At 62.0% G+C, this 21,874-nt stretch carries 15 protein-coding genes; 8 read left to right on the top strand and 7 right to left on the bottom strand.

What is annotated here, in order from left to right:
• Positions 1-2: 2 nt before the first annotated feature.
• From tagF to NLM33_RS00825, 7 genes are read right to left on the bottom strand one after another with little or no spacing between them, the layout of a single operon-like run.
• Positions 3-704, bottom strand: coding sequence for a type VI secretion system-associated protein TagF (tagF, locus tag NLM33_RS00855; protein ID WP_371929885.1), 702 nt, complete (start codon positions 702-704; stop codon positions 3-5).
• Positions 701-4,255 (bottom strand): type VI secretion system membrane subunit TssM, encoded by a 3,555-nt coding sequence (tssM, locus tag NLM33_RS00850; RefSeq protein WP_254093849.1) that lies wholly within the window; start codon positions 4,253-4,255, stop codon positions 701-703. Before tssM ends, tagF begins: the two co-directional genes overlap by 4 nt.
• A gap of 43 nt (positions 4,256-4,298) precedes the next feature.
• Complete coding sequence (tssL, locus tag NLM33_RS00845) at positions 4,299-5,831, bottom strand: type VI secretion system protein TssL, long form (RefSeq protein ID WP_256570505.1); 1,533 nt, start codon at positions 5,829-5,831, stop codon at positions 4,299-4,301.
• Complete coding sequence (gene tssK, locus NLM33_RS00840; RefSeq protein WP_254093848.1) at positions 5,828-7,165, bottom strand: type VI secretion system baseplate subunit TssK; 1,338 nt, start codon at positions 7,163-7,165, stop codon at positions 5,828-5,830. Before tssK ends, tssL begins: the two co-directional genes overlap by 4 nt.
• Positions 7,166-7,214: 49 nt before the next feature.
• Positions 7,215-8,588, bottom strand: coding sequence for a type VI secretion system-associated FHA domain protein TagH (gene tagH / locus NLM33_RS00835; RefSeq protein ID WP_254093847.1), 1,374 nt, complete (start codon positions 8,586-8,588; stop codon positions 7,215-7,217).
• A complete protein-coding gene (locus NLM33_RS00830; protein ID WP_254093845.1) occupies positions 8,588-9,163 on the bottom strand; it encodes a hypothetical protein in 576 nt (191 codons plus the stop codon). Before NLM33_RS00830 ends, tagH begins: the two co-directional genes overlap by 1 nt.
• Before the next feature lie 5 nt (positions 9,164-9,168).
• Entirely contained in the window at positions 9,169-11,037 is a 1,869-nt protein-coding gene (locus tag NLM33_RS00825) for a type VI secretion system Vgr family protein (protein WP_254093843.1), read from the bottom strand.
• A gap of 346 nt (positions 11,038-11,383) precedes the next feature.
• On the opposite strand from NLM33_RS00825, the gene NLM33_RS00820 reads away from it, so the two are divergent.
• From NLM33_RS00820 to tssH, 8 genes are all read left to right on the top strand, one after another.
• Complete coding sequence (locus tag NLM33_RS00820) at positions 11,384-12,697, top strand: ImpA family type VI secretion system protein (RefSeq protein WP_254093841.1); 1,314 nt, start codon at positions 11,384-11,386, stop codon at positions 12,695-12,697.
• Positions 12,698-12,819: 122 nt separating this feature from the next.
• Complete coding sequence (gene tssB, locus NLM33_RS00815) at positions 12,820-13,347, top strand: type VI secretion system contractile sheath small subunit (protein WP_254093840.1); 528 nt, start codon at positions 12,820-12,822, stop codon at positions 13,345-13,347.
• A gap of 17 nt (positions 13,348-13,364) precedes the next feature.
• The gene (tssC, locus tag NLM33_RS00810) at positions 13,365-14,867 is read left to right on the top strand and encodes a type VI secretion system contractile sheath large subunit (protein WP_254093839.1); all 1,503 of its coding nucleotides are present in this window, start codon (positions 13,365-13,367) and stop codon (positions 14,865-14,867) included.
• 50 nt (positions 14,868-14,917) lie between these two features.
• Entirely contained in the window at positions 14,918-15,403 is a 486-nt protein-coding gene (locus NLM33_RS00805; RefSeq protein ID WP_254093837.1) for a type VI secretion system tube protein Hcp, read from the top strand.
• A gap of 184 nt (positions 15,404-15,587) precedes the next feature.
• Complete coding sequence (gene tssE, locus NLM33_RS00800; protein ID WP_254093835.1) at positions 15,588-16,136, top strand: type VI secretion system baseplate subunit TssE; 549 nt, start codon at positions 15,588-15,590, stop codon at positions 16,134-16,136.
• A 1-nt stretch (position 16,137) separates the two neighbouring features.
• Positions 16,138-18,105, top strand: coding sequence for a type VI secretion system baseplate subunit TssF (gene tssF / locus NLM33_RS00795; RefSeq protein ID WP_254093832.1), 1,968 nt, complete (start codon positions 16,138-16,140; stop codon positions 18,103-18,105).
• Positions 18,069-19,133: a type VI secretion system baseplate subunit TssG gene (gene tssG, locus NLM33_RS00790; RefSeq protein ID WP_254093830.1), complete on the top strand. Its 1,065-nt coding sequence runs from the start codon at positions 18,069-18,071 to the stop codon at positions 19,131-19,133. Before tssF ends, tssG begins: the two co-directional genes overlap by 37 nt.
• A gap of 97 nt (positions 19,134-19,230) precedes the next feature.
• Positions 19,231-21,870, top strand: coding sequence for a type VI secretion system ATPase TssH (gene tssH, locus NLM33_RS00785; RefSeq protein WP_254093828.1), 2,640 nt, complete (start codon positions 19,231-19,233; stop codon positions 21,868-21,870).
• Positions 21,871-21,874 lie beyond the last annotated feature (4 nt).

Below are 21,874 nucleotides of genomic sequence, written 5' to 3'. Positions count from 1 at the left end.
CGTTATCCCGTCCCGGATGCCGCGCGGCCGAGATCGCCAGTCAGCAGCGTGGAATAATGAAACGGATCCGGTAGTCCACGGCAACACAGTGCCATTGACGGAAAGCCTTCACCTCCGGCGGTCCACCAGAAGCTGGCCGAGGAGTAGACTTGTGGGTTGGCGGCGCAAAGTGCGGAAAACGACCCTGCGAATGTGTCGGCCGGCGAGGCCATCCCCATCGCTGATGCACCCACTGACGTGATGGGTGAACCATCGACGACGGTCGCCTGCAGTCGCGGTACCGCGAGACGATCCAATGCATCGGAGATCTGCTCGAAGGTCGCGGCCTGATCCAGGGTCGAGAGCAGGAATGTCTCCGCTTGCCCGAACCATTCGTCCTGCGGATCGATGTTCGGCGGCGGCAGCGAGGCGCCCTCGCCCATCACTGTGTGTAGCGTCAATGGATAATACCGTCCTACCCCGTCGAGCGAGGGCATGATTGCACCTGCAACCGTGGTGCCGCAGATCGTGGCGCCGAGCCAGAATCGCCAAACCGGCGCGGTCAGGAAGGCCTGCTGCCAGCCCGAGCCGAGTTGGTGGCGACTTGCCGACAGCGCAGCCTGCACCCATGGCTCCCAGGCCTCCAGGAAACTGCGCGGAGTTGCGATCGCGATGAAATCGCGCTTCGCACCGATCTTGCCGAATAAGCCGCAACGCATGGTCATATTCCGGTCGGGCAACGAAACTCGCGGAGCACGGACAGGTTCAGCGGATTGCGCAACGATCCGGTCGAAATCTGGTAGTTGAGCTCGCGCCCGGCCACGATGAAAGTCGCGCTGGCGGTTTCCGCTTTCGCCACCAACGAGCCTGCCTCCAGCATCCGGAACAACGACCAGGGACCGACGCGCTCAAGCACGGACGGCGAGCCGGTGTCGTTGCTGACTGAAATTGCCGTTCGCGGCGACGGGCCCGGCCAGAGGACGGTCGTCGGTGCGTTGCTCTGCGGCTGCGGCGGTGGCGCGGGTTGCTGACCGCCGAACAAGGACGGAGCTGCCGGTCCAGGAGTCGGCCCAGGAGTGGTCGGGCTCGTAATCGTGGTGCCGCCGATCTCGGTCTTGACGGTCACGCCTGGCCCTGCTGCCCCAGGTGGCCGGATCGCGAATGATACCGCCGGCACGCCGCCGCCAGTCTGGAAGAAGGCATCGCGGATATAGGCCGCATTCTGAAATTGCTTGAGCGTGTCAGGCGAGAACGATCGGCCGACGGGGCTCTCCTTTCGCCAGACCCAGTCCGACCGCGACGTATCGGCGTAAGGTGCCAGGTACTGGGCGAAGAACTTGTCCATAATACCGTTCGGACTGAACAATTTCGCAAAGTCCGCGAGCGGGACTTCCTGGTTGCTGCTGCGGACAAACGGATAACGGTTGGTCACCGTCTGCTGACAGACCGGCGTGACCTGATCGCGCAACGTCTGCAGGATCTGTCCGGCGGTTGAGGCCGCGATACTGCCTTCGAACTCCGCGGCCGCCGCTCGCAACATGTCGGAAAAAGGCGGCGGCATGCGCGAGGCATTGTTGCGAAGCGCTGCGACCTGGGTCTGAAGCGCAGCGGTCGCCTGTGCGGTCAGTTGCGGATTCTCGATGATCAGCGTCAGGTTCTGCGCGATGTCGTTCAGGTTGGCGATAGTCGAGTCAATCGGTCGGCGGGTGCTCTCACCTTCGAGCACCGCATGATAAGGTTTGAACTGTGCCTCGATCGCCGCGCCGGGCGGCCCATCCTGAACATTGGTGAAAAGTGCCGGTGCCGGCGCGGCGGCGGCCCCGGGCGCCGCAGTGTTCGCCGGCTTCGCCCGTTCCTTGGTCAGCATCGTCTCGTCGCGCACCGATTCCAGGATTTGCCGCATCGGTGAGGTCGGCGCTGAAAGCGCTCTCAGCACCTCGTATTTCGGCTTGTCAGCGAGCAGCTTCTTCAGGCGCAGGCTCCCGAGTGCCGTTCGCCAGGTCGTCACGAAATCGTTGGAATAGATACTGAGCAGATCGCCGGCCAGATTGTCGTACTGCTGGTCGATGGCCGATTGCTGGCCGGCATCACCCAAAACCCACCGCTCCCGCTTCATGCGCTCCGACAATCCCGACAGCCGGGCGATGAACTTCTGATGGAACCCGTTATAGGTGAAGAATTCAGGCACCCGCACGACGTCCAGCGGCTGCCCCGTCGTGGTTTCGAACACGACGGCCATGTCGGGCCCCCCGTGCCGGCTGGCGATCCAGTCACCAGCCGTGGACGCGTGCGCCTCCGATTTCAAAAATTCATAGGCACGTTGCGACACACTCAAGCGCGCCAAGGAGCTCTGGGCCTGCTTGATCAACCGACCGTCGAGCTCGACCAGCGGCGGCTGCTCGGTCTCGAGGTCGAACATCGCCACGAGATTCTCATCGAGTAGACGCCGCCCTTCCGCGTTGGTCGCACCGGGATAGAGGTTGTCTGCCCAGTCACGTTGCATCCAGGAGCGGATCAGCTCGCGGTCCGGCGACTGCAGGCCACCGAGCATCAGGTAGACCTTCAGCGCCTCATAGACGAAGGCAGGTTCGTTGATGCGCTCATTGAGCTGCTCCTCCAGGCGATACAGCAGGCGGGGCCGGAACATGCGCTCGAGCGCCATATGATAGGCCGCCTTCGAGGGTGACAGCAGCCGGGCGTGCTGGCTGAGCCCGTAGCGCGCCGACAGTGTCACCGGCTCGCTGCGCGATCCGTAGCCCGCCGGGGCGTTGCGCAGCCGGTAGAGCAACGGCAGCACCTTGTCGAGATCATGATCGGCGATCAGCGTCTGCTTGATGAGTGGCGCTCCGGCGGCTGCATACTCGCTGTCCGCCTGCAGGCTCTGCTCGATCAAATCGGAGTTACGCTTGTAGCTCGTCAACCACGCTGCGATCAGCCCGATCGAAACCAGTCCGATCAATGACAGCGCTGCGGTTTTCAGGATCAGTGCGCGGCGCACCGCGGCACGATCGGTCGAGACCCAATCGGCCTCGCCGATGATGACCTTGGAAATCAGGTCTGCGAGGAAGTAGCTCTTGCCCGTGCCCGAATAGGATCCGGAACCGACCTCCTCTGCGCCGAACGTACGCGCCAGCGACCCGATCAATTGGTCGATCGGCGTGCCCTGCTGTGTACCCGAGGTGAAGTAGAACCCGCGCAGGTTCGCATTCACGTGATAGCGCGTCGGCTCGAAGATCTGATTGAGGAAATCGTGAATCTGAGGCTTGAGCCGGGCCATCTGCGCCGGGAAGCCGAACAACTGCACTCGGTGTTGCGGCGTCGGCTCGTCCTGCAGACGATCGAGTGTCTCCTCGCTCAGGCGCTCCAGCAGACGGTCGAACTCGACCGGGATCTGCCCCACCAGATTCTGCGTTTTGTCGGCGGTCTGGAACGTAGCGCCCCAGACCTGACGGCGGCCGGCCTCGCCGAGATAGGCGAAATATTCGGTGAAGCCCGCAACGAGATCGGCCTTGGTGAATAACGCGTAGACCGGGAAGCTGACCTTGAGCCTCTGATGAAGCTCGAGCAAGCGCATCCTGATGGCGTCGGCGTGAAGCGCGAGCTCCTGTTTCGGCAGCGTCAGCACGTCTTCGATACTGATGGCGACGAGGACGCCGTTGATCGGCTGGCGCGACCGGCTTTTCTTGAGGATGTCCAGGAACGCCAGCCAGCTATCTTTATCGGCCTTGCTGTTGGAATCCTGAGTGGTATAGCGGCCGGCCGTATCGATCAGCACCGCTTCCTCGGTAAACCACCAATCGCAGTAGCGGGTGCCGCCGACCCCCGCGATCGCCGCCGGCGTCGCCCCGCGCGCGAGCGGAAATTTGAGCCCGGAATTGACCAGCGCCGTGGTCTTCCCGGCGCCAGGCGGACCGATGATGACGTACCAGGGCAGATCGTAGAGATAGCCCGACTTGTTGCCGCTGGCGGTCTTCAGCGTCGCGAGCGCATCCTTCATGCGCTCCTTGAGCACCGGCTCGTCGCTGACGGGCTGATCCGCACCGCTGATGCCGTCGGCAATCTCCTTGGCACTCTTGCGCCGCTTGAACAGATTGAGGCCAACGATGCCTGCCACGGCCGTGGTGAGCAGCAGAATAGCGATCTGGCGGACGATATGGTTCTCCAGCGGCCGCCAGTCGCCGAACGCGATGAAGGGACCCGCGAAATAGATCACCGCCCCGAGCGAGCTGAGCCCAACTCCGTAGAGGACGATGCGGAGAATGTCCTTGGCAAGCATCTCACCCTACCTGTCGCAAACCGCCTGAGCTGGCGGTGTCTGCCTATTCGCTACGTTCGATAAAGATCTCGACACGCCGGTTCTTGGCGCGTCCCTCCGGGGTCGTATTGCTGGCGATTGGCGCATCGGCTCCCTTGCCCTCGACGTCGATGCGCGAACCATCGGTCAGGCCCGGCTTCAGTGCGGCGGCAACCGCCTTGGCGCGCTCGACCGACAGCTCGAAGTTCGAAGGGAAGCGCACTGTGCGGATGGGCGAACTGTCGGTATGGCCGACGACCCGGATTCGTCCCGGCTCCTTGTCGAGGGTTGCCGCGATGCGGACCGCAACCGGCTTGAAGCCGTCGAGAATGGTGGCCTGCCCCGACGCGAACAACGCCAGGTCACAGACCCTGATAACAATGAAGCTCGCGGTCTGGTCCGCCGTCATGGCACAGGCCGTATTCTCCTTCGCGAGCGCATTGCGGATGCGCTGCAACTGTGTGATGCGATCCGGTGGCGGCGGTGGCGGTGGCGGTGGCGGTGGTGCAACGACCCGGCGCTTGAGTTCGATCGGATCGGCCGGATGGAGCGCAAGCGCTACCTCGGCAGCGTTCTCTGCCCGGCCGTCCAGGAGCGTCCGCAGGACGAAATAGGACCCGGTAAGCAGCGCGGCGGCAACGGCCGCCACCAGCCAGACTGGTACACGCAGACGCTGCCGGCGACCAGCCAGCGCCTGCCCGCGCCAGTTGGGCGACAAGTCGCTCATCGTCTTCGGCCGAACCCTGCGCAGCGCTTCATAGAGGTTGCGCTGGATCACCTGAAGGCTCGCAAGCCCGCCGGACGACGTGCGGTGAATACCCTGGAAACCGAGCGCAAGGCAGGCATGCTGAAGTTCGAGCACCGGATAGTTGACCAGCGGATCAGCCTTCAGATGGTCGAGGATCTCGAAGAAGCGGACGCCGCCGACCCGCTCGCCGAAGAACCGGCTGAGCATCGAGTATTGCGTCCAGACGTGGCGCTCCTCGGTCGGGATGTGCTGCACGATATCGTCGGCCGTGGCGCACAGGATGTATTTCGCAGTGTTGGCCTGGTGCTCGGAAATACCGGCTGAACGGATATCTTTCTCGAAGAATTTGATAGCGTCGGCAACCTGCTCCATCAGGCTCGCGAATGACGCTCGCATGAGCGCCACCCGCAACCGGCCAAGCAGTTGCAGCAATGGGCCCGCGGCACGCATCACCGGATTGGCGTTTGGCGCGACCAGATCGTCGACGCGCAACGGCGGTCCGGGTGGCAGCATCGGTTGCGGCGCCGGTGTTTGCGCGGGTGTCGAGATCCATTCCTCAGTCGGATGGCTGACCGGCGCGGCGGCGTAGCTCGAGCCCTGCGGGACAGGGGAAAATGATGATGGCGGTGCTGGCGCAGGCGCGCCGGGAGAAGGCAGGGGCGATGGCGAATAGACCGGACGTGCCGCAGGTCCCTCACCCGGAGGAGGCTGAGAGGTCGGCGTCGGCGGCAACTTCCCGCCGGGGTTGGGACGGATGATCGTCCGTTCGCCCCGACCGAAAGGATTGACCGGCTTGTCCCTGTCGCTCATGGCCTGTCTTCCAGGATAGCCCAAAGGTACAGCTCAAGCTCCGGCCAGTCGCCGGAGAAGTGCATCCCGATCGAGCCCGCCGTGCTGAACTCGGGCCATAGCGGCGACTTGCGGTCGAGATAGAAATAGACGTGATCCGTGATGGCCCGGATGTGTGGCGGCGGCGTCGGCAAATGCACCAACGTCAAGCCCGGCAGATTTGCGTGCACGATCTCGCTCATCTTGGTGTTTGGGCCGACCTTGAACAGATGCGGGAAATCGTTCTGGATCTCCACCAGTGGCCGCCGTGCGGCAACCTCCAGCACCAAGGTCGCATTCCGGAACAGAGCCCGATCGCGGATCGGCGACACGAACGCGTTCTGCGCGCGCTCGATGATCTCGAGGCGGATCGCCCGCCGGCCCAGCCGCGCGCTCAAGAAGTCCTGGATGTCGTTCACCAAGGGAGTGAAGACGTTCTCGAGATCGTCGTGATCGTACGCCGGATAGTTGCGCGCGCGCCGTTCCGCCGTGGCAAATGTCGCCAGTTCACCCGCGAACCTCAGCAACTCCTCGTACAGCCGCTCGGGGTGCACGCTGCCGGAACGCTGGAAATGGGTCAGCACGGGAATCGTGCGGTTCAGCACTTGCAGCACCAGATAGTCGACGCTCTGCAAGCCGCCACCAGAGGACGGATCGACCGCATAACGCGCCAGCTCGTCGAGTTTGGTATCGACCCAGCCGATGATACGATTGAGCCAGCCTTCGATGATCGGATGTGCGGCACAGACCAGCATCGGCGGCACGAACCGGTCGTCGAAAAGGATATTCTTGTCGCGCACCTCCAGAATGCGCGCGATGCCGAGGCCCATGTATCCCGGCTTGCTCGTCTTGCGCAGTTCGAACGACAACCGCGGATAAGCGATGTCGATCTCTTCCTCGATGCGCAATGCCGAGGTCGAATCGATGAAGGTTTCTGAACTACGAACATAACGACTGGCACTGTCGGCGCGGTCGTCATCGACCTCGCGGGTGTTCGGCGCCGCGACTGGCATCATCAGCCAGACGATCTGGCCTGCGGCCGAATCCGGCACCTCGATCGCTTCCGGGATCGGGCAGTCCGCAGGAATATCGAACGGCGTTCCGTCCGGCATGACGCCGGACGCGTTGCGCAGCGCGAACTTACACTGTTCGGTGAGATCCTTGTCGATCTCGAGCTGGGCGAAGCCCCAGGGGTATGGCGTTGTGTAGCGAACGCGTTTTTCCAGCAAATGTTCGATGTAGCGATCGTTCTGCTGCAGATGATGCGGTCGCAGAAACAGACCTTCTGACCAGAAAACCTTGCTGTACCAAGACATTCCTGCATCCACTTAGCAATTTGTCGGCGACCGCGTGGTCGCCGATAGTTCACTTTGACCCAGCCTTGTCGGCGCGGTCGTAATAGTCCGAGAAATGCAACATAAAGGTATCGATCGGTGCGCTGTTGTCGCGCCCGAGATGCGCCTTCCAGCGCGTCAGAAATTCGTCCCAGAGTTTGCTCTTGTTCGTGCCGAGCCAGGAGCTTGCGCCGCGCTGAAGCTCGAGCTCGCGCGCCATTAGTGTCGGATCGATACCGGCGATGAGCTCATGGACAGCATGTTGCATCGCCATATACGTCTTCAACTGATGTGATTTGAGGTCGCTGAAGCCCTGCGCAAAGGCGCGTTGCGCGTCGAGGTAACTACGCGTTGGCGGTCCGAACAGAATACGCATCGCCTCTTCGGAAGTCGGCGAGAATTTCAGCGGATTGTTCTCAATTGCCTGGATGGTCGTCTGGCTGGTGCTGCGAGTCAGCTGCTTGGCCTGTGTTCGCGCCTGCAGCAGCGCCATCAGATTATCCACCGTCATGCGCAAGATGATGCCAAGCTGTTCAGCGAGTTCGGGATCGGTCTTGTTGGCAAAGAAATTGTCCGGCAATCCGGCAGCGCGTGCCACCAGCCCCGCGAACTCGCCACGGCCGACTGGCGTGGCGGTGGCAGGTCCTTCGTCGGCCGCCTGCGCCGGGCGCGGCGTCTCGACGTACGGTCGCGGTGGCGATGGGGCCGGCCGGGCAGCCGCCGGCTCATCATCGGTCCACACCGATGGCCGGCGCGGGGTCGGCACGGCGGGCGGCGGCTCGACTTGTGTGGACGCGGCGACCGCACCGGCTGCCCAGCTTATGTCGTCCTGTGCGGACGGCTGGTATGGAGGCATCGGCGGTGAACGTCGAACAGGATCCACACCCGCCGCCGGGACGCTCGCCGCCCAATCCAGAAACTCCGGATTGACGGGTCGCGCAGCCTCGCGAGGCTTCTTCAACTGCTGCGGATCGATCGGCGGCGGCACGTCGCGGTCGGCCGCCCAAAGCTCCTGGTAGTTCGCATGCTGCTGGACGACGGGTGCGTGCAGTTGCGCATCATGGTTTGGGGCACGCCCGCCAGCCTCATCCTCCAGCGAAACCGCGACGATGTAGTGGCCTATGGTGAGCCGATCGCCGTCGCGCAGCCGGTGCGGCCCCCGCATGCGCTGATCGGCGCCATTGAGAAAGGTGCCGTTGGTCGAGACGTCGTGCAGCCAGTAGCCGCCGTCGCGAAAGTGCACCTCGCAATGCTTTCCCGAAATCATCCGCGCCGGATCTGGCAACGTCCAGTCGAGGTGACGGTCCCGGCCAATATCGACCGAACGCCTGCCGGTGACCGAAAATGACACAGGGCCGCCGTCCGGAAGGTTCGGTTCGTTCTCGATATCAAAGCGAAGCACCATCACATCTCTCGTTCGCGTGAAGGGCGCGGTTCGCCGCGTGTCAATTGAATACCATCCTCCAGGCATGCCGTCATTATCCGGTCACGGGAGTCACGAGGGAGCCGGCAGAGGCCTATCAATAGGGCTGCACGTACCGCCCGTGCGGCTTGATCGGGCTTGGCTTCGACCGGCGGAAATTCCGCGGGAACCACGCTTCCGCCGGACCAGCCGGCCGCCAGCGCCAGCCATGTCGCCGGCTGCTCGGGATCGTTGGCATTCCCGACGGCGAGCGCCTTGTTCCGGGATTGCTCGTCCGGTTGCCGAACCCAGGTCTCCACGTAGTTCAGCGACCTGGCATCGTTGGCGTCGAAGTGATCGAACATCCGTCGCAACGAGCGACATCCCCAGGCAACGGCCACGCGCCTGGGCAGCAGATAGGCGCAGAAAGATACGGCCTGATGCCAGTTGCGCGCATCCGCGGCCTCCTGAAGGAAATCCAGCGAAGGCTTGTCGGCGTCGGCCTTGCCAACATCATAGCGCGCCATGGGATAGGCTTGAAGCAGATCCTGAACCGTGCGGAACCGAACCTGACCCATGACCGTCAACCGACAAGGGTTGGAGTGCCGTGGGCGGCAAGCGGACCACCGGCTGCAAGCGCCATGGCGGCTTGCGCAGTCATGGCGATCGTCGGCGCGTTGATCACGATGCCCGCCGGGGTCAGGATAATCTGGCTAGGACCAACTTGCAGGGTGATGTTGGCATTGGCCGTAAGCGTGATGCTGATGCCTGCATCGACAGACTGGTCCATGGCCAGCGTGACGTGCTGCCCGCCCAATTCGATATCGAGCTTGTCATTGCCGTTCTTGAGCGTGGTCTTGCGGGTGTCCCCGCCGAATGCAGCTTCGCCGATGGTCCGTGTCTCGGTGTCGCGTACCGTCACGTCGTGGTCCTTCTCGGCATGCACCGTGATCTTCTCGGATCCTTTCTTGTCCTCGAAGTTCCACTCGTTGAAGCCGCCGCCACCCTTGGTGGAGTCCGACTTCAATCCCGCAATCGTCTTCTTCGATGGCAGATCGTAGGGCAGCTTGTACTCGTCGTTGTACACGGTGCCGATCACCAGGGGCCGGTCCGGATCCCCTTCCAGGAATTCGACGACCACTTCCTGTCCGACGCGCGGAATGATCTGACCGCCCCAGCGCTTGCCAGACCAGACCTGGGCCACGCGCAACCGGCACGACCGCTTCTTCTTCCGATCCCAGAAAAAGCGGACATAAATTTCGCCAAGCGATTCGACGTCGATTTCCTCGCTCGAATTGTCGTCTTTGGTCACCACCTTGGCCGTCTGGATGCCGTTGATCCTTGGCTTCGGCGTCATCATCGGCGCTCGAAACGGCCGATCGCTCGGCAGGAACTCGTAGCTACCGAAATAGACGTGTTGCCCGGCGTCGCTGGGACCGCCGGTGCGATAGGATTCGATCGAGAACGAATGGGTGGCTCGCGCCACGAGATATTCAACGTTCTGCGAGTCCTTGGAGTGCTTTTCGAGCTTCGTCAGCCCACCGGGGAACAGGTTGACGGCGTCGCCGTTGCCGCGGCGCCGCCGATCCATCGCCTGCTCGGCCTGGAGCTGGATTTTCGCGTAGCGTTCGCCGTCGGATTTTTCCTTGAACTTGCCGGGGTAGTCGTAAAACTCCATCTCCGACCGGGTGTAATGCTCGGAGCCCTTGGCGTCGCTGATCATCTGCGCGTTGGGCTTCTGATAGTTGTAATCGTTGAGCTCGATCTTCCCGGTTCGAAACCGGCGCTCCGAGACCCATTCGTAGATGTGCTGCTCGCCACGTCGGTCGGCTCCCGTCAGCGGGATGTAGGGAATCGTGGCAAGACCGTTGATCGGGCGATGCGACGATTTGGAGTCCGCCAGCACCAGTGTGTGCTTGCCGCCCTCGTGCTTGAAGAAATAGTAGATGCCGTGCAGCTCCATCAGCCGACAAACAAAGTTCAGGTCGGTCTCGCGGTACTGAACGCAATATTCGAGCTTCGGACAGGAGCCCTCTTCGGTCAGCTTGGATTCATAGTCGGTGAAACCGCGTTCGTCGAAGACCTCCTTGATGATGTCGGGTGCTTTCTTGTCCTGAAAGATCCGGCAATCGGTGGTGCGCGACAACAGCCACAACCAAGGCCTCAGGACGATGCGGTAGCTGAAATAGTCGTTCTTCACCCCGAGCCACTGGGCTTCCGTCAGAACGCCGCTGAACTCGCGCTCCTTTTCATGCAGCTTTATCGTCAGCGTGCACTGCTGGCCGATTGCACGGTCGAAGTCGAGATCGGCATCTTCGCTGAGACACTCGATGCGATATTCGAACAGTTCGCTGAGACCTTCCGAGCCCTCGAATCCGACAAAAACCAGAACGTCCTTGCCGAGAGGTGTCTTGAGTTCGCAGAGGCGGGTATCCTGGGTAAGCTGGCCCATGTGGGCGTTAAACTCCCTGGCTAACCACATGATCGGCTGCAAAGAGCAGATCAGGCGTCGTGCAAGAACCACGGAATCCTGCCCACCACTGGCAGTGCCGGCAAGTCCGCCCCGGGCCGGGCCTCCTGACGCGCCACAGCGGCCGTCCAAAGAACCACCCCGGCCCTCAAGTAGTCGGCTCCAAGAGCTTGCCGGTTCACGCGAAAATGTCATGATCGCCGGGAATGAACCGAGACCAGCAGGCATCTAACCCATAAGGGAATGGGATCATGATCCCCCCTGCGTGATCCGCCAGATGTCACGGGATCGGTAGAGGGGCCATGGCCGAGCAGAGGACGATCCTCGCATGCTTGATGTCGCCTCCCTGACGCAGCCCATAGCCGCCGACGATCCCTGCGGGCCGGATCTCGATGCCATCGGAGACGTCCAGTATCTCAACTTCTTCGCAGGTGCGGAATCCCTGCTGCCGATGTCGTTCTTCGAAGTCGTCAATGCCAACGGAGAGCGCGGACGGTTCGATCCGAAAGCGGTCGATTTTGCCGGCCAGTTTGCTGCCGCCCAGCCCCTTCTGGCGCGTACCCGCGATCTGCGTCTGAACATGCTGCTGGCCAAGTTTTCCATCCTCAACCGCGATCTCGATGGCTTTCTCAGCTGCCTGAAGGCAACCAACCTGCTGCTGCGTGAACAGTGGGAAGCGGTGCATCCGCGGGGCGAGGACGGCGACTATGCCCTTCGCGCCGTCACGGTCGAAGCGATCGACGTGTTTCCGACCGTGATCAACCCGCTCCAATTCCTTCCTCTGATCGAGAACCGCAGGCACGGTAGCCTCCACTACCGTGCCTATCAGATTGCCAAGGGCGAAATTCCCGCCGGTGATGCCGACGTCGACGGACCCGATCTCGCGACCATCGAGCGTATCGTCGGCGAGACGGACCTCGACACTCTCAAGGCCGCCAGCGCGCGGTGCTCCGCGGTTGCTGCTGAAGTCGCCGGCATGAAGGCGGCTTGGCACGAAAAGTTGAACTCGGGGCAACCCGTCAGCCTCGACAGGCTCTCCGGCCTCGTAAACGGCATGGCTGCCTGGCTCGCGGGTCTCGTCACGGCGCGTGATCCGGCCGCGATCGCAGCAGCTGGGGAAGATGCCGCTTCCGTCGAAGCACAAGTGCCGCTGGACACGACCGGCGCTCTGGCCTCGTCGGCGCAGGCCTCCGCAGCACTCGCTGCGGCGGCCGACTATTTTGCTCGAATGGAACCATCCAACCCGGCGCTGTTGCTGGTGCGTCAGGCGCAGGAGATGGTCGGCAAATCGTTCATCGAGGTGATGCGGATGCTGGTGCCCTCCCACGTGGAGAGCGCTGCTATCAACATCGGACGTGACAAGGTCTTCGACCTGCCGATCGAACGGATGGCTGAGCTTGCCACCTCGCCTTCATCCACGATCGAGAGCGACGTGCAAGATATTGTTTTTTCGATAGAAAATAGGGCGCAGGCTTTGAGCCTGCTGGGGAAGGTAGCGTCGTTTTTCCGAACCGCCGAACCGTCCAGCCCGATCCCGTTTTTGGTCGATCGCGCGCGCGATCTCGCGCAGCGAGACTTCCTTAGCCTGTTGAATGATGTCCTCCCCGAGGGCGCCCTCAAGACAATCGACAAATCGCATTGAACCCGCGTTTCGCTCGGGGGGACTAACTGGACATAAGGAAGCTTTGCCGACTGTGAGCTGAGGCGCCTTGTCACCCTGCGTCGCGCAATCAGCTTCCAAAGCGATTTCGTAGAGAGGGAACCATGGCTACGGACAGCGGTCAAAAATTCATTCGGCGAAACCGCGCACCGCGCGTGCACATCACGTACGAAGATCCTTACGACGCCGAAAGGCTGATCGAACTTCCGTTCGTGATGGGTGTCCTCTCTGATCTCTCGGGCAACAACCCCGGCGTCGAGAAGACGAAGGTCGAGGAACGCAAGTTTCTCGAGTTCGACATGGACAATTTCGACAACCGCATGGCGGCAATTCAGCCCGGCGTGACCGCGCGCGTCGCCAATCGTCTCAGCGATGGATCCGACGAAAAACTCTCCGTCAACCTACGGTTCAACAAGATGGCCGACTTCACGCCGGTGGCGGTCGCCCGCCAGGTGCCGGCGACCGCCAAGTTGCTCGAAGCGCGGGAACAACTCGCCAACTTGCTGCGCTACATGGATGGCAAGGTGGCCGCCGAGGACCAGCTGAAGAAACTTCTCGCCGATCCTCAACTGATGGCTGCGCTGCGGGAGCGCGCGACGAGCCAGTCTACCGAACCCGACACCAAGAGCTAAGGGAAGGAATGGGGACCATGGCAAAAGAAGCCGCCCATAAGGAGACCACCACCCAGGTCAGGACCGTCGAGGCCGACGAGTTTTCAGCTCTGCTGAAACAAAGCTTCAAGCCGCGCACTGAACGCGCAGCGACCGAGGTCGAGAACGCGGTATCCACGCTGGTTCAAGAAGCGTTGAAGGACACGAGCGTCATCAAGTCGGACGTGCTCGACACCATCGAGGAGATGATCGCGCGGATCGACCAAAAGCTGACCGCGCAGATGAACGAGATCCTTCACACACCCGAGTTCCAGGCAATCGAAAGTGCCTGGCGCGGTCTCCACTACCTCGTCTTCAATTCCGAGACCGACGCCAACCTAAAGATCCGGGTGATGAACGTCTCCAAGAACGAGCTGTATCGCAATCTGCGGCTTTACCCCGATGCGCGCTGGGACCAGAGCCCGCTGTTCAAGCAGATCTACGAGTACGAATTCGGCCAGTTGGGCGGCGAGCCGTTCGGCTGCCTGATCGGCGACTACTACTTTAGCCACCTCCCCACCGACGTGCAGTTACTGCGCGATCTCAGCAAGATCGCCGGCGCCGCACACGCCCCCTTCTTCAGCGGCGCCGAGCCTACGCTGATGGGAATGGATTCGTGGACCGAACTGTCCAACCCTCGCGACATCGGCAAGGTGTTCGACACGCCGGAATATGCCGCATGGAAGGGACTGCGCGATCAGGACGACTCACGCTATCTCGGCCTGTGCATGCCGCGTGCGCTGGGTCGCCTCCCTTATGGCGCGAAGTCGGAGCCCGTCGAAGAGTTCGCCTTCGAGGAGGAGACCGACGGGCATACCGGCGACAAATACGGCTGGATCAACGCCGCTTATGCGATGGCAGTCAACGTCAACCGCGCCTTCAAGGAGTTTGGCTGGTGCACTCGCATCCGCGGTGTGCAGTCCGGCGGCGAGGTCATCAACCTGCCGACGCACACATTCCCTACCGACGACGGTGGCGTCGACCTGAAATGCCCCACCGAGATCGCCATCAGCGATCGTCGCGAGCACGAACTTGCAAAGGCGGGCCTCATCCCGCTGATCCATCGCAAGAACACCGACAAGGCCGCCTTCATCGGCGCCCAGTCGCTCTACAAGCCGAAGAAATATTTCGGCGAAAAGGGCGTGGATGCAACCGCGTCCGACAACCTGTCGTCACGTCTGCCCTACATGTTCGCAGTGTCTCGCTTTGCGCACTATCTGAAGTGCATGGTTCGCGACAAGATCGGATCCATGAAGGAGAAGGATGAGCTGACGGTCTGGCTGCAGACCTGGATCAACGAGTACGTTGATGCCAACCCAGCCCTGTCGTCAGAAGCTCAGAAAGCGCGCAAGCCGCTGGCCGCTGCGAAGGTTGAGGTCATAGCAAACGAGGAGAACCCGGGATATTACAACGCGCGATTTTTTCTTCGTCCACACTTTCAATTGGAGGCGATGGACGTCGGCCTCAGCCTGGTTTCACGCCTGCCGGGCCCCAGCTCCTGATGCTGCAACATCGCAACCGTAAACACGTAGAATTTTGAGAGGACCATGCAATGGCCGTCGATATCTTCTTGAAGCTCGAACCGATCAAGGGCGAGTCGCTGGACGACAAGCACAAGGACGAAATCGATATTTTGAGCTGGTCGTTCGGCGAGAGCCAGACCGGCACTTTCCACAGCGGTTCGGGCGGCGGCGCGGGCAAGGTCAGCGTGCAGGATCTCCACTTCACGCACTTCGTCGACAAGGCCACGCCCGAACTTTTCAAGGTTTGCGCGAACGGCAAGCACATCGATAACGCGATCCTGACTGTCCGCAAGGCCGGGGAGCATCCGTTGGAATATCTCAAGATCGAGATGAAGCACGTTCTGGTCACCAGCGTTTCGACCGGCGGCTCGCACGGCGAAGACCGCCTTACCGAAAACGTGAGTCTAAACTTCGCAAAAGTGAAGATGACCTACAAGACCCAGACGGACAAAGGCGGTGCCGGAGCTTCGCCGACGTTTGGCTGGGACGTTCCTGCCAACAAGGAATGGGCCTGATTGTCGCCCCCTCGCCTGGCGCCGGTTGCGAATAGCGGGAATCGGCGCCAAGCGGTGCGATTTGCGATCGCACCTCTCGACCGGCCCCGTTGCGGGCCCAATCGCCCGCTGAGGCGATGTCACGTCACAGACCAACTGGCGCCCCACGGAATTGCATGCGAGTCGGGCGTGATGGGGACCGTAAATGAGCATTACACCAAAGAGGGATCGGCTCTCTCCCCCATTGATGCTGGCCTTTCGCTCGGCCCATGAAGCGCGCGATGCGCGCAACAAGCTCAATTTGCGCGATGAATTCGGCGAGCGGGTCATTGCAGGGAGGCGCAGCGCGGGCCGTTTTCCGATCTCGGAAACGTTGCTCCGGCGCGAGGTCTCCCATGACCTGGAAACGCTCCTCAATACCATTGCTTTGGAATCGACCCTGGATCTGAGCGGTCGGGATTGCGTCCGAACATCGATCCTGAACTACGGCTTCCCCGATATCGCCCACCGTTCGATCGACGAGGTCACCGACGACGAGCTCACCGACGCGCTGCGCGCGACGCTGACGACTTATGAACCAAGGCTCGACCGCAAGACGATCCGCGTCAGCCGCGACGGCTCGGTCGGCCCCGAGCAGCTCAAGCTGCGCTTTATCGTTCACGCCGACATGAAGGCCGAACCGCTCAACGTCCCCGTGGAATTCGTCGCCGACGTCGACCTCGACAGCGGCGATATCCAGATCAACCGACTTTAGCATGAACCGCGAATTCCTGGATTTCTACAATCGTGAACTGTCGCTGCTGTACGAGCAGGCAGGGGATTTCGCCGAAGAGTATCCTGGCATCGCAGAGCGCCTCGGCGGCCTGATCCGGGATCGCTCGGATCCGATGATTACGGGGCTGCTGGAAGGCACCGCGTTTCTCGCCGCCCGTGTTCAGCTCAAGCTCAAGCACGAATTCCCGGAATTCACTGCAAACCTGCTTGAGCAACTGGTTCCGAACTACCTTGCACCCACCCCGTCGGCCATGCTGGTTACGGCACGGCCCCCTTATGCCGACCCGGCGTTGCGCGACGGAAAGAAGATTGCGCGCGGCGCCTATTTCGACGCCACCTACCGCGAGAGAGAACGAAGTCTCGCCTGCCGATTTCGACTTTGCCGCGAAATCGTGCTCTGGCCGTTTGATGTCACCGGCGCCGAATATTTCTCGACGGCGGGCGCGCTGCAAGCGCTCGGGATTCCCGTCGGCGGCGACGTCATCGCCGGGCTCAGGCTGTCGTTGACCCATCGGACTGCGGCCCGGCTCGATGAGGAACTGCCGGACGCAGAAGCCCGGACCAAGCCGGAAACCTGGTTTGCAGGCTGCCGCGCGAGCGAACTGCCGATCTACCTGTCCGGCGCGGAATCCGACGCCGTCGCGCTTTACGAGCAATTGATCTCGAACTGCCGCGGCGTCTACTTCCGTCATCTCGACGACTTCGGTGATCCCGTGGTTGCTCGTGCGCCCTCCGACTGCGTCCAGCAGGTTGGCTTCGAAGAGAACGAATCGTTGTTTCCCAACGATAACCGGATCTTTCGCGGCTCGGAGCTGCTGCGGGAATATTTCATGTTTCCCCGCAAGTTCCTTGGGATCAACCTGACGGGACTTCGCACCGTGATGCCACGGCTGCGCAGCAAATCGATTGATATCGTCTTCGCCTTCGATGAACACAATTCGCGGCTTGCCGCCTCGGTACGCCCCGATACCTTCAGGCTGTATACCGCGCCGGCGATCAACCTGTTCGAGAAGACGAGCGATCGCATCCCCGTCAAGCCGAACACCCACGAGTATCATGTGGTGCCCGATCGCAGCCGCTATCTCGAATACGAGCCGCACCAGGTACTCGAAGTTTACGCGCACTTTCCGGCAGAGAAGGACAAGCGGCCAGTGCGCCCGCTCTATTCGGCTTCCGTCGACCGGACCAGCGGAACAGTCGAAGGCCTTTATTTCACCGTGCGCCGCCTGCCCCGGCGGCGCACGGTGGAAGAGAAGACGTACGGCGCATCCTCCGACTACACCGGAACGGATATGTTCCTGTCACTGCTCGAGCCCGGGGAACTGAGCGGCGAAGGCTCGGTCGCCGAACTCAGCGTCCGGGCGCTGTGCTCCAATCGGCATCTCACGGAGCACTTGCCGGTTGGCCAGGGCGGCGCGGACTTCCGCCTGCTGGACGATACCTCTCTTGATCTGATGTGCATCGCTGGTCCCACCAGGCCACGTGAGCCGGTGGTGACCCAGCTGCGCAGCCGCAGCGAGATCGCCAACAGCGGAATTGTCAGCTGGCGGCTGATCAACATGCTGAGCCTGAACTATCTTGGCCTCGTCGAGCGTGGTGGCGGCAAGAACGCCGGAGCACTGCGCGAGATGCTGTCCCTGTTCGCCGACCAGTTCGATGACGCCACGGAACGCAAGATCCGCGGCGTGCGCAGCATAGAAAGCCGGCCCGTGGTGCGGCGGGTCCGCGAGCGCACCGGTAGTGGTGCAGCGCGCGGCCTGGAGATCACCGTCACTCTCGACGAAAGGGCATTCGAAGGCAGCGGCGTTTTCCTGCTCGGGGCCGTGCTGGAGCGCTTCTTCGCCGACTATTCGGGCTTCAACACCTTCACCCAGACGGTCATCTCGACGCCGGAACGCGGCGAGATCATGCGGTGGCCGCCGCGCATGGGCACGCGGAGACCGCTGTGATGCTGATCGACCTGATGAAGGCCGAGCCCTGGAGGTTCGATTTCTTCCATACGCTGCGGCAGCTCGAGCGCAGCAACCCGGATCGACCGCGGATCGGCGACAGCGCCGCGCGCCGCGAGGAGTATGTCGACCTCGGTCAGGTCCCTTATCTGGAGTTCCCCGCCTCCAACCTCGCGGCGGTCGACGACCGGGATGGCCGGCTCAGGATACTCGTCAAATTTCTGGGACTCCTGGGGCCGCAGGGCGCGCTACCGCTTGCCGCCACCGATGAAAGTCTCGGCTGGTGGCTGATGCGGGATGACGCCTTCCCTCGCTTTCTCGACCTCCTTAACGGACGCTTCCTGCAGTTATTCTTTCGCGCCTGGGCCGATGCGCGGCCGATTGCACAGCACGACCGGCCGGCGGAGGATCGCTTCATCGCCTATGTCGGCTCCTTCGCTGGCCTGGGCTCCGACGTTTTCGCCGATCGAGACACCGTACCGGACATGGCGAAGCTCAGCTTTGCCGGGCTGGTCGCGCCCAGGGCGAAGTGTGCGTCACGGCTGACCCGCCTCCTGCAGGGGCTGTTCGAGGTCAAAGTCGAGATCGACGAGTTTGTCGGCTCCTGGCTCTCGTTCGACCCAAGTCACTGCAGCCGGCTCGGGGGGGCGCATGCCAGGCTCGGCCGGGACGCCCTTCTGGGCTCACGCGTATTCAGCGTCGAGGACAAGATCAGGGTTCGAGTCTTCGTCAAGAATTTTGTCCAGTACGAGCAGTTCCTGCCGACCGAGACTCGCAACTTGTCGGAGCCGCTCGCGGACGCCGTTTTCTTCTATATCGGCGACGAACTCGAATGGGAGGTGGAGCTCGCCATTCCAGCGGGCGAGGTCGTCCCGGTCAGGCTCGGACAGAGCGGACGCCTTGGATGGACCACCTGGGTGTCGCCGAACTGGACCTCCACGGAAGAATATCGTCGCGATGCACGCTTTCAGCTCGGCGAGCGCTTGAGGGCCCGTCGGAATGCCGCAGCCGATGCCGCAGCGCTTTGAACCTATCTACCGCGCGGATCGCCTAACTCCATGGGATTCGAGGCAATTTCCGCCAAGTCCCGGGCATCCGCGGAGGAATTGAGCAGGAGGTGCCGCCGTGACCGATATCAGCCTTGAAGCTGTAACGGGCAAACTGAACCGGGCTGGCTACGATGCCTTCATCCAGGCGCTGCGCCACGCCAAGAGCGCCGGTAACCGCAACGTCGAGCTTGCACACTGGCTGTTTCATATCCTGCAACAGGAACGCCACGACCTCAGCCTCACGGTGGATCATTACAAGCTCGACCGGTCGCGGTTGTTGTCGGACCTCGCCGGTGTCATCAATGGATTTCGCAAGAACGAAACCGACATGCCGGGTGTCGCAAATTCGGTCATCGATCTCCTCGATCGGGGCTGGCACTATGCCACACTCTTCTTCGGCGAGACCCAGATCCGCACCGGCCATCTGCTGGTGGCAGGACTGAAGTCGAACGATATCCGTCGTGCGCTGAACAATCTCTCGCAGGAATTCGCCAAGGTAAACGTCGACGCGCTGGCCGCGGAGCGCCGCGCCGTCTGGGCTGGCTCTGACGAGGAGACCATGCAGCCGATGGACGGCTCGGGACTGGTCGGCGCCGGCACGGAAGGCGCAGACCAGGCCGGTCCCAAGGGGACGACACCGCTCGACCGGTTCTCCCAGGATCTCACCGCCAAGGCCAAGTCGGGCCAGATGGATCCGATCCTCGGCCGGGATGAAGAAATCCGCCAATTGATCGACGTGCTGATGCGCCGGCGGCAGAACAATCCAATCCTCACCGGCGAGGCCGGCGTCGGCAAGACCGCGGTGGTCGAGGGCTTCGCCCAGCGTATCGCCGCCGGCGACGTGCCGCCACCGCTGCGCAATGTAAGGCTCTGTGCGCTTGACATCGGCCTGATGCAGGCCGGTGCATCCATGAAGGGTGAGTTCGAGCAGCGCTTGCGCTCGGTGATCGACGAAGTCCAGAGCTCACCCACCTCCATCATCCTGTTCATCGACGAAGCCCACACGCTGATAGGCGCCGGCGGCGCGGCCGGCACCGGTGATGCGGCCAATCTCCTGAAACCTCCCCTCGCCCGTGGCACGCTGCGTACGATCGCCGCCACCACGTGGGCCGAATATCGCCAGTACATCGAGAAGGACCCCGCACTCACGCGACGCTTTCAGCCGATCCAGATCGATGAACCCGATGTCGAGACCTGCTGCATCATGCTGCGCGGACTTCTCGGTCCGATGGAAAAGCACCACGGTGTTCGCATCTCGGATGCTGCAATCGTTGCAGCCGTCAACCTGTCGCACCGTTACATTCCTTCACGACAGCTGCCGGACAAGGCGGTCAGCCTGCTTGACACCGCCTCGGCACGCGTGGCCATCAGCCAGAGCGCGACGCCAGCCCTGATCGAGGACGCCCGCGTTGCGATTTCCGCTCGCGAGGCGGAGAGATCGGCGCTCGTCAGCGACGGCGATCTGGGCATCGAGGACAACGAGCGCATTGTGGCCATCGACGGTGACATCGCAGCACTGAAGGACAAGCTGACGAGCCTCGAGGCCGATTGGGCCACCGAGCAGGAGCTCGTCAAGGACATCCGCAGCGTCCGCGAGATCCTGTCCGAGCCCAAGGAAGGCGAGGATCCGACTGCCAAGCGCGCGGAACTGCGCGGCAAGTTCGAAACGCTGGAGGGCATCAATCCGGAAAAGCGGATGGTCTATGCTCATGTGGACCAGCAGTCGGTTGCGTCCGTCGTGTCTGACTGGACCGGCATCCCGGTCGGCCGGATGATGCGGGACGAGATCGAAACCGTGCTGAAATTGCCGGAGATTCTCAACCGCCGCGTCGTCGGCCAGTCCCATGGGCTGACGATGATCGCCAAGCGAATTGAGACCAGCCGCGCCAAACTGGATAACCCGTCAAAGCCGATCGGCGTCTTCATGCTGGCCGGACCATCCGGCGTGGGCAAAACCGAAACCGCCCTTGCGCTTGCCGAGACCCTCTACGGCGGCGAGCAGAACATGATCACGATCAATATGTCGGAGTTCCAGGAGGCTCACACCGTTTCGACCTTGAAAGGCGCACCTCCCGGCTATGTCGGCTATGGCGAAGGCGGTCGCCTCACCGAGGCGGTCCGTCGCAAGCCTTACAGCGTGATACTGCTCGACGAGGTGGAGAAGGCCCATCCTGACGTTCATGAGATCTTCTTCCAGGTGTTCGACAAGGGACTCATGGAGGACGGCAACGGGCGGCGGATCGACTTCAAGAATACCTTGATCATTCTGACCACCAACGTCGGCACTGATCTGATCATGGGTTTGTCGCGCGATCCAAAATATCGCAACGAGCCGGAAGAGCTCGCCAAGATGCTGAGGCCGGAATTGCTGAAGGTATTTCCGGCCGCGCTCCTCGGACGCATCGTCTCGATCCCCTACTTTCCCCTATCGGACGAAGTGCTCGCCGGGATCGTCCGGCTGCAGCTCGACCGGATCGGGCGGCGCATCCGCGACAATCACAATGCGGCCTTCAGCTACGACGATGCGGTCGTCGCGCACATCGTGTCACGTTGCAACGATCCGGATTCAGGCGGGCGCATGATTGACAACATCATCACCAATACACTGCTGCCGGAGTTGTCCCGCGAATTCCTCCGCAAATCGCTCGCTAAGGAGGAGGTTAAGCAAGCACGGGTCTCGATCGAGAACGACAAGTTTGCATATTCGTGGAATTGACGAC

Source organism: Bradyrhizobium sp. CCGUVB1N3, from assembly GCF_024199925.1.
Taxonomy (GTDB): Bacteria; Pseudomonadota; Alphaproteobacteria; order Rhizobiales; family Xanthobacteraceae; genus Bradyrhizobium.
The sequence above is the reverse complement of the archived record's forward strand: the minus strand, read 5'-3'. Positions and strand labels throughout refer to the sequence as shown.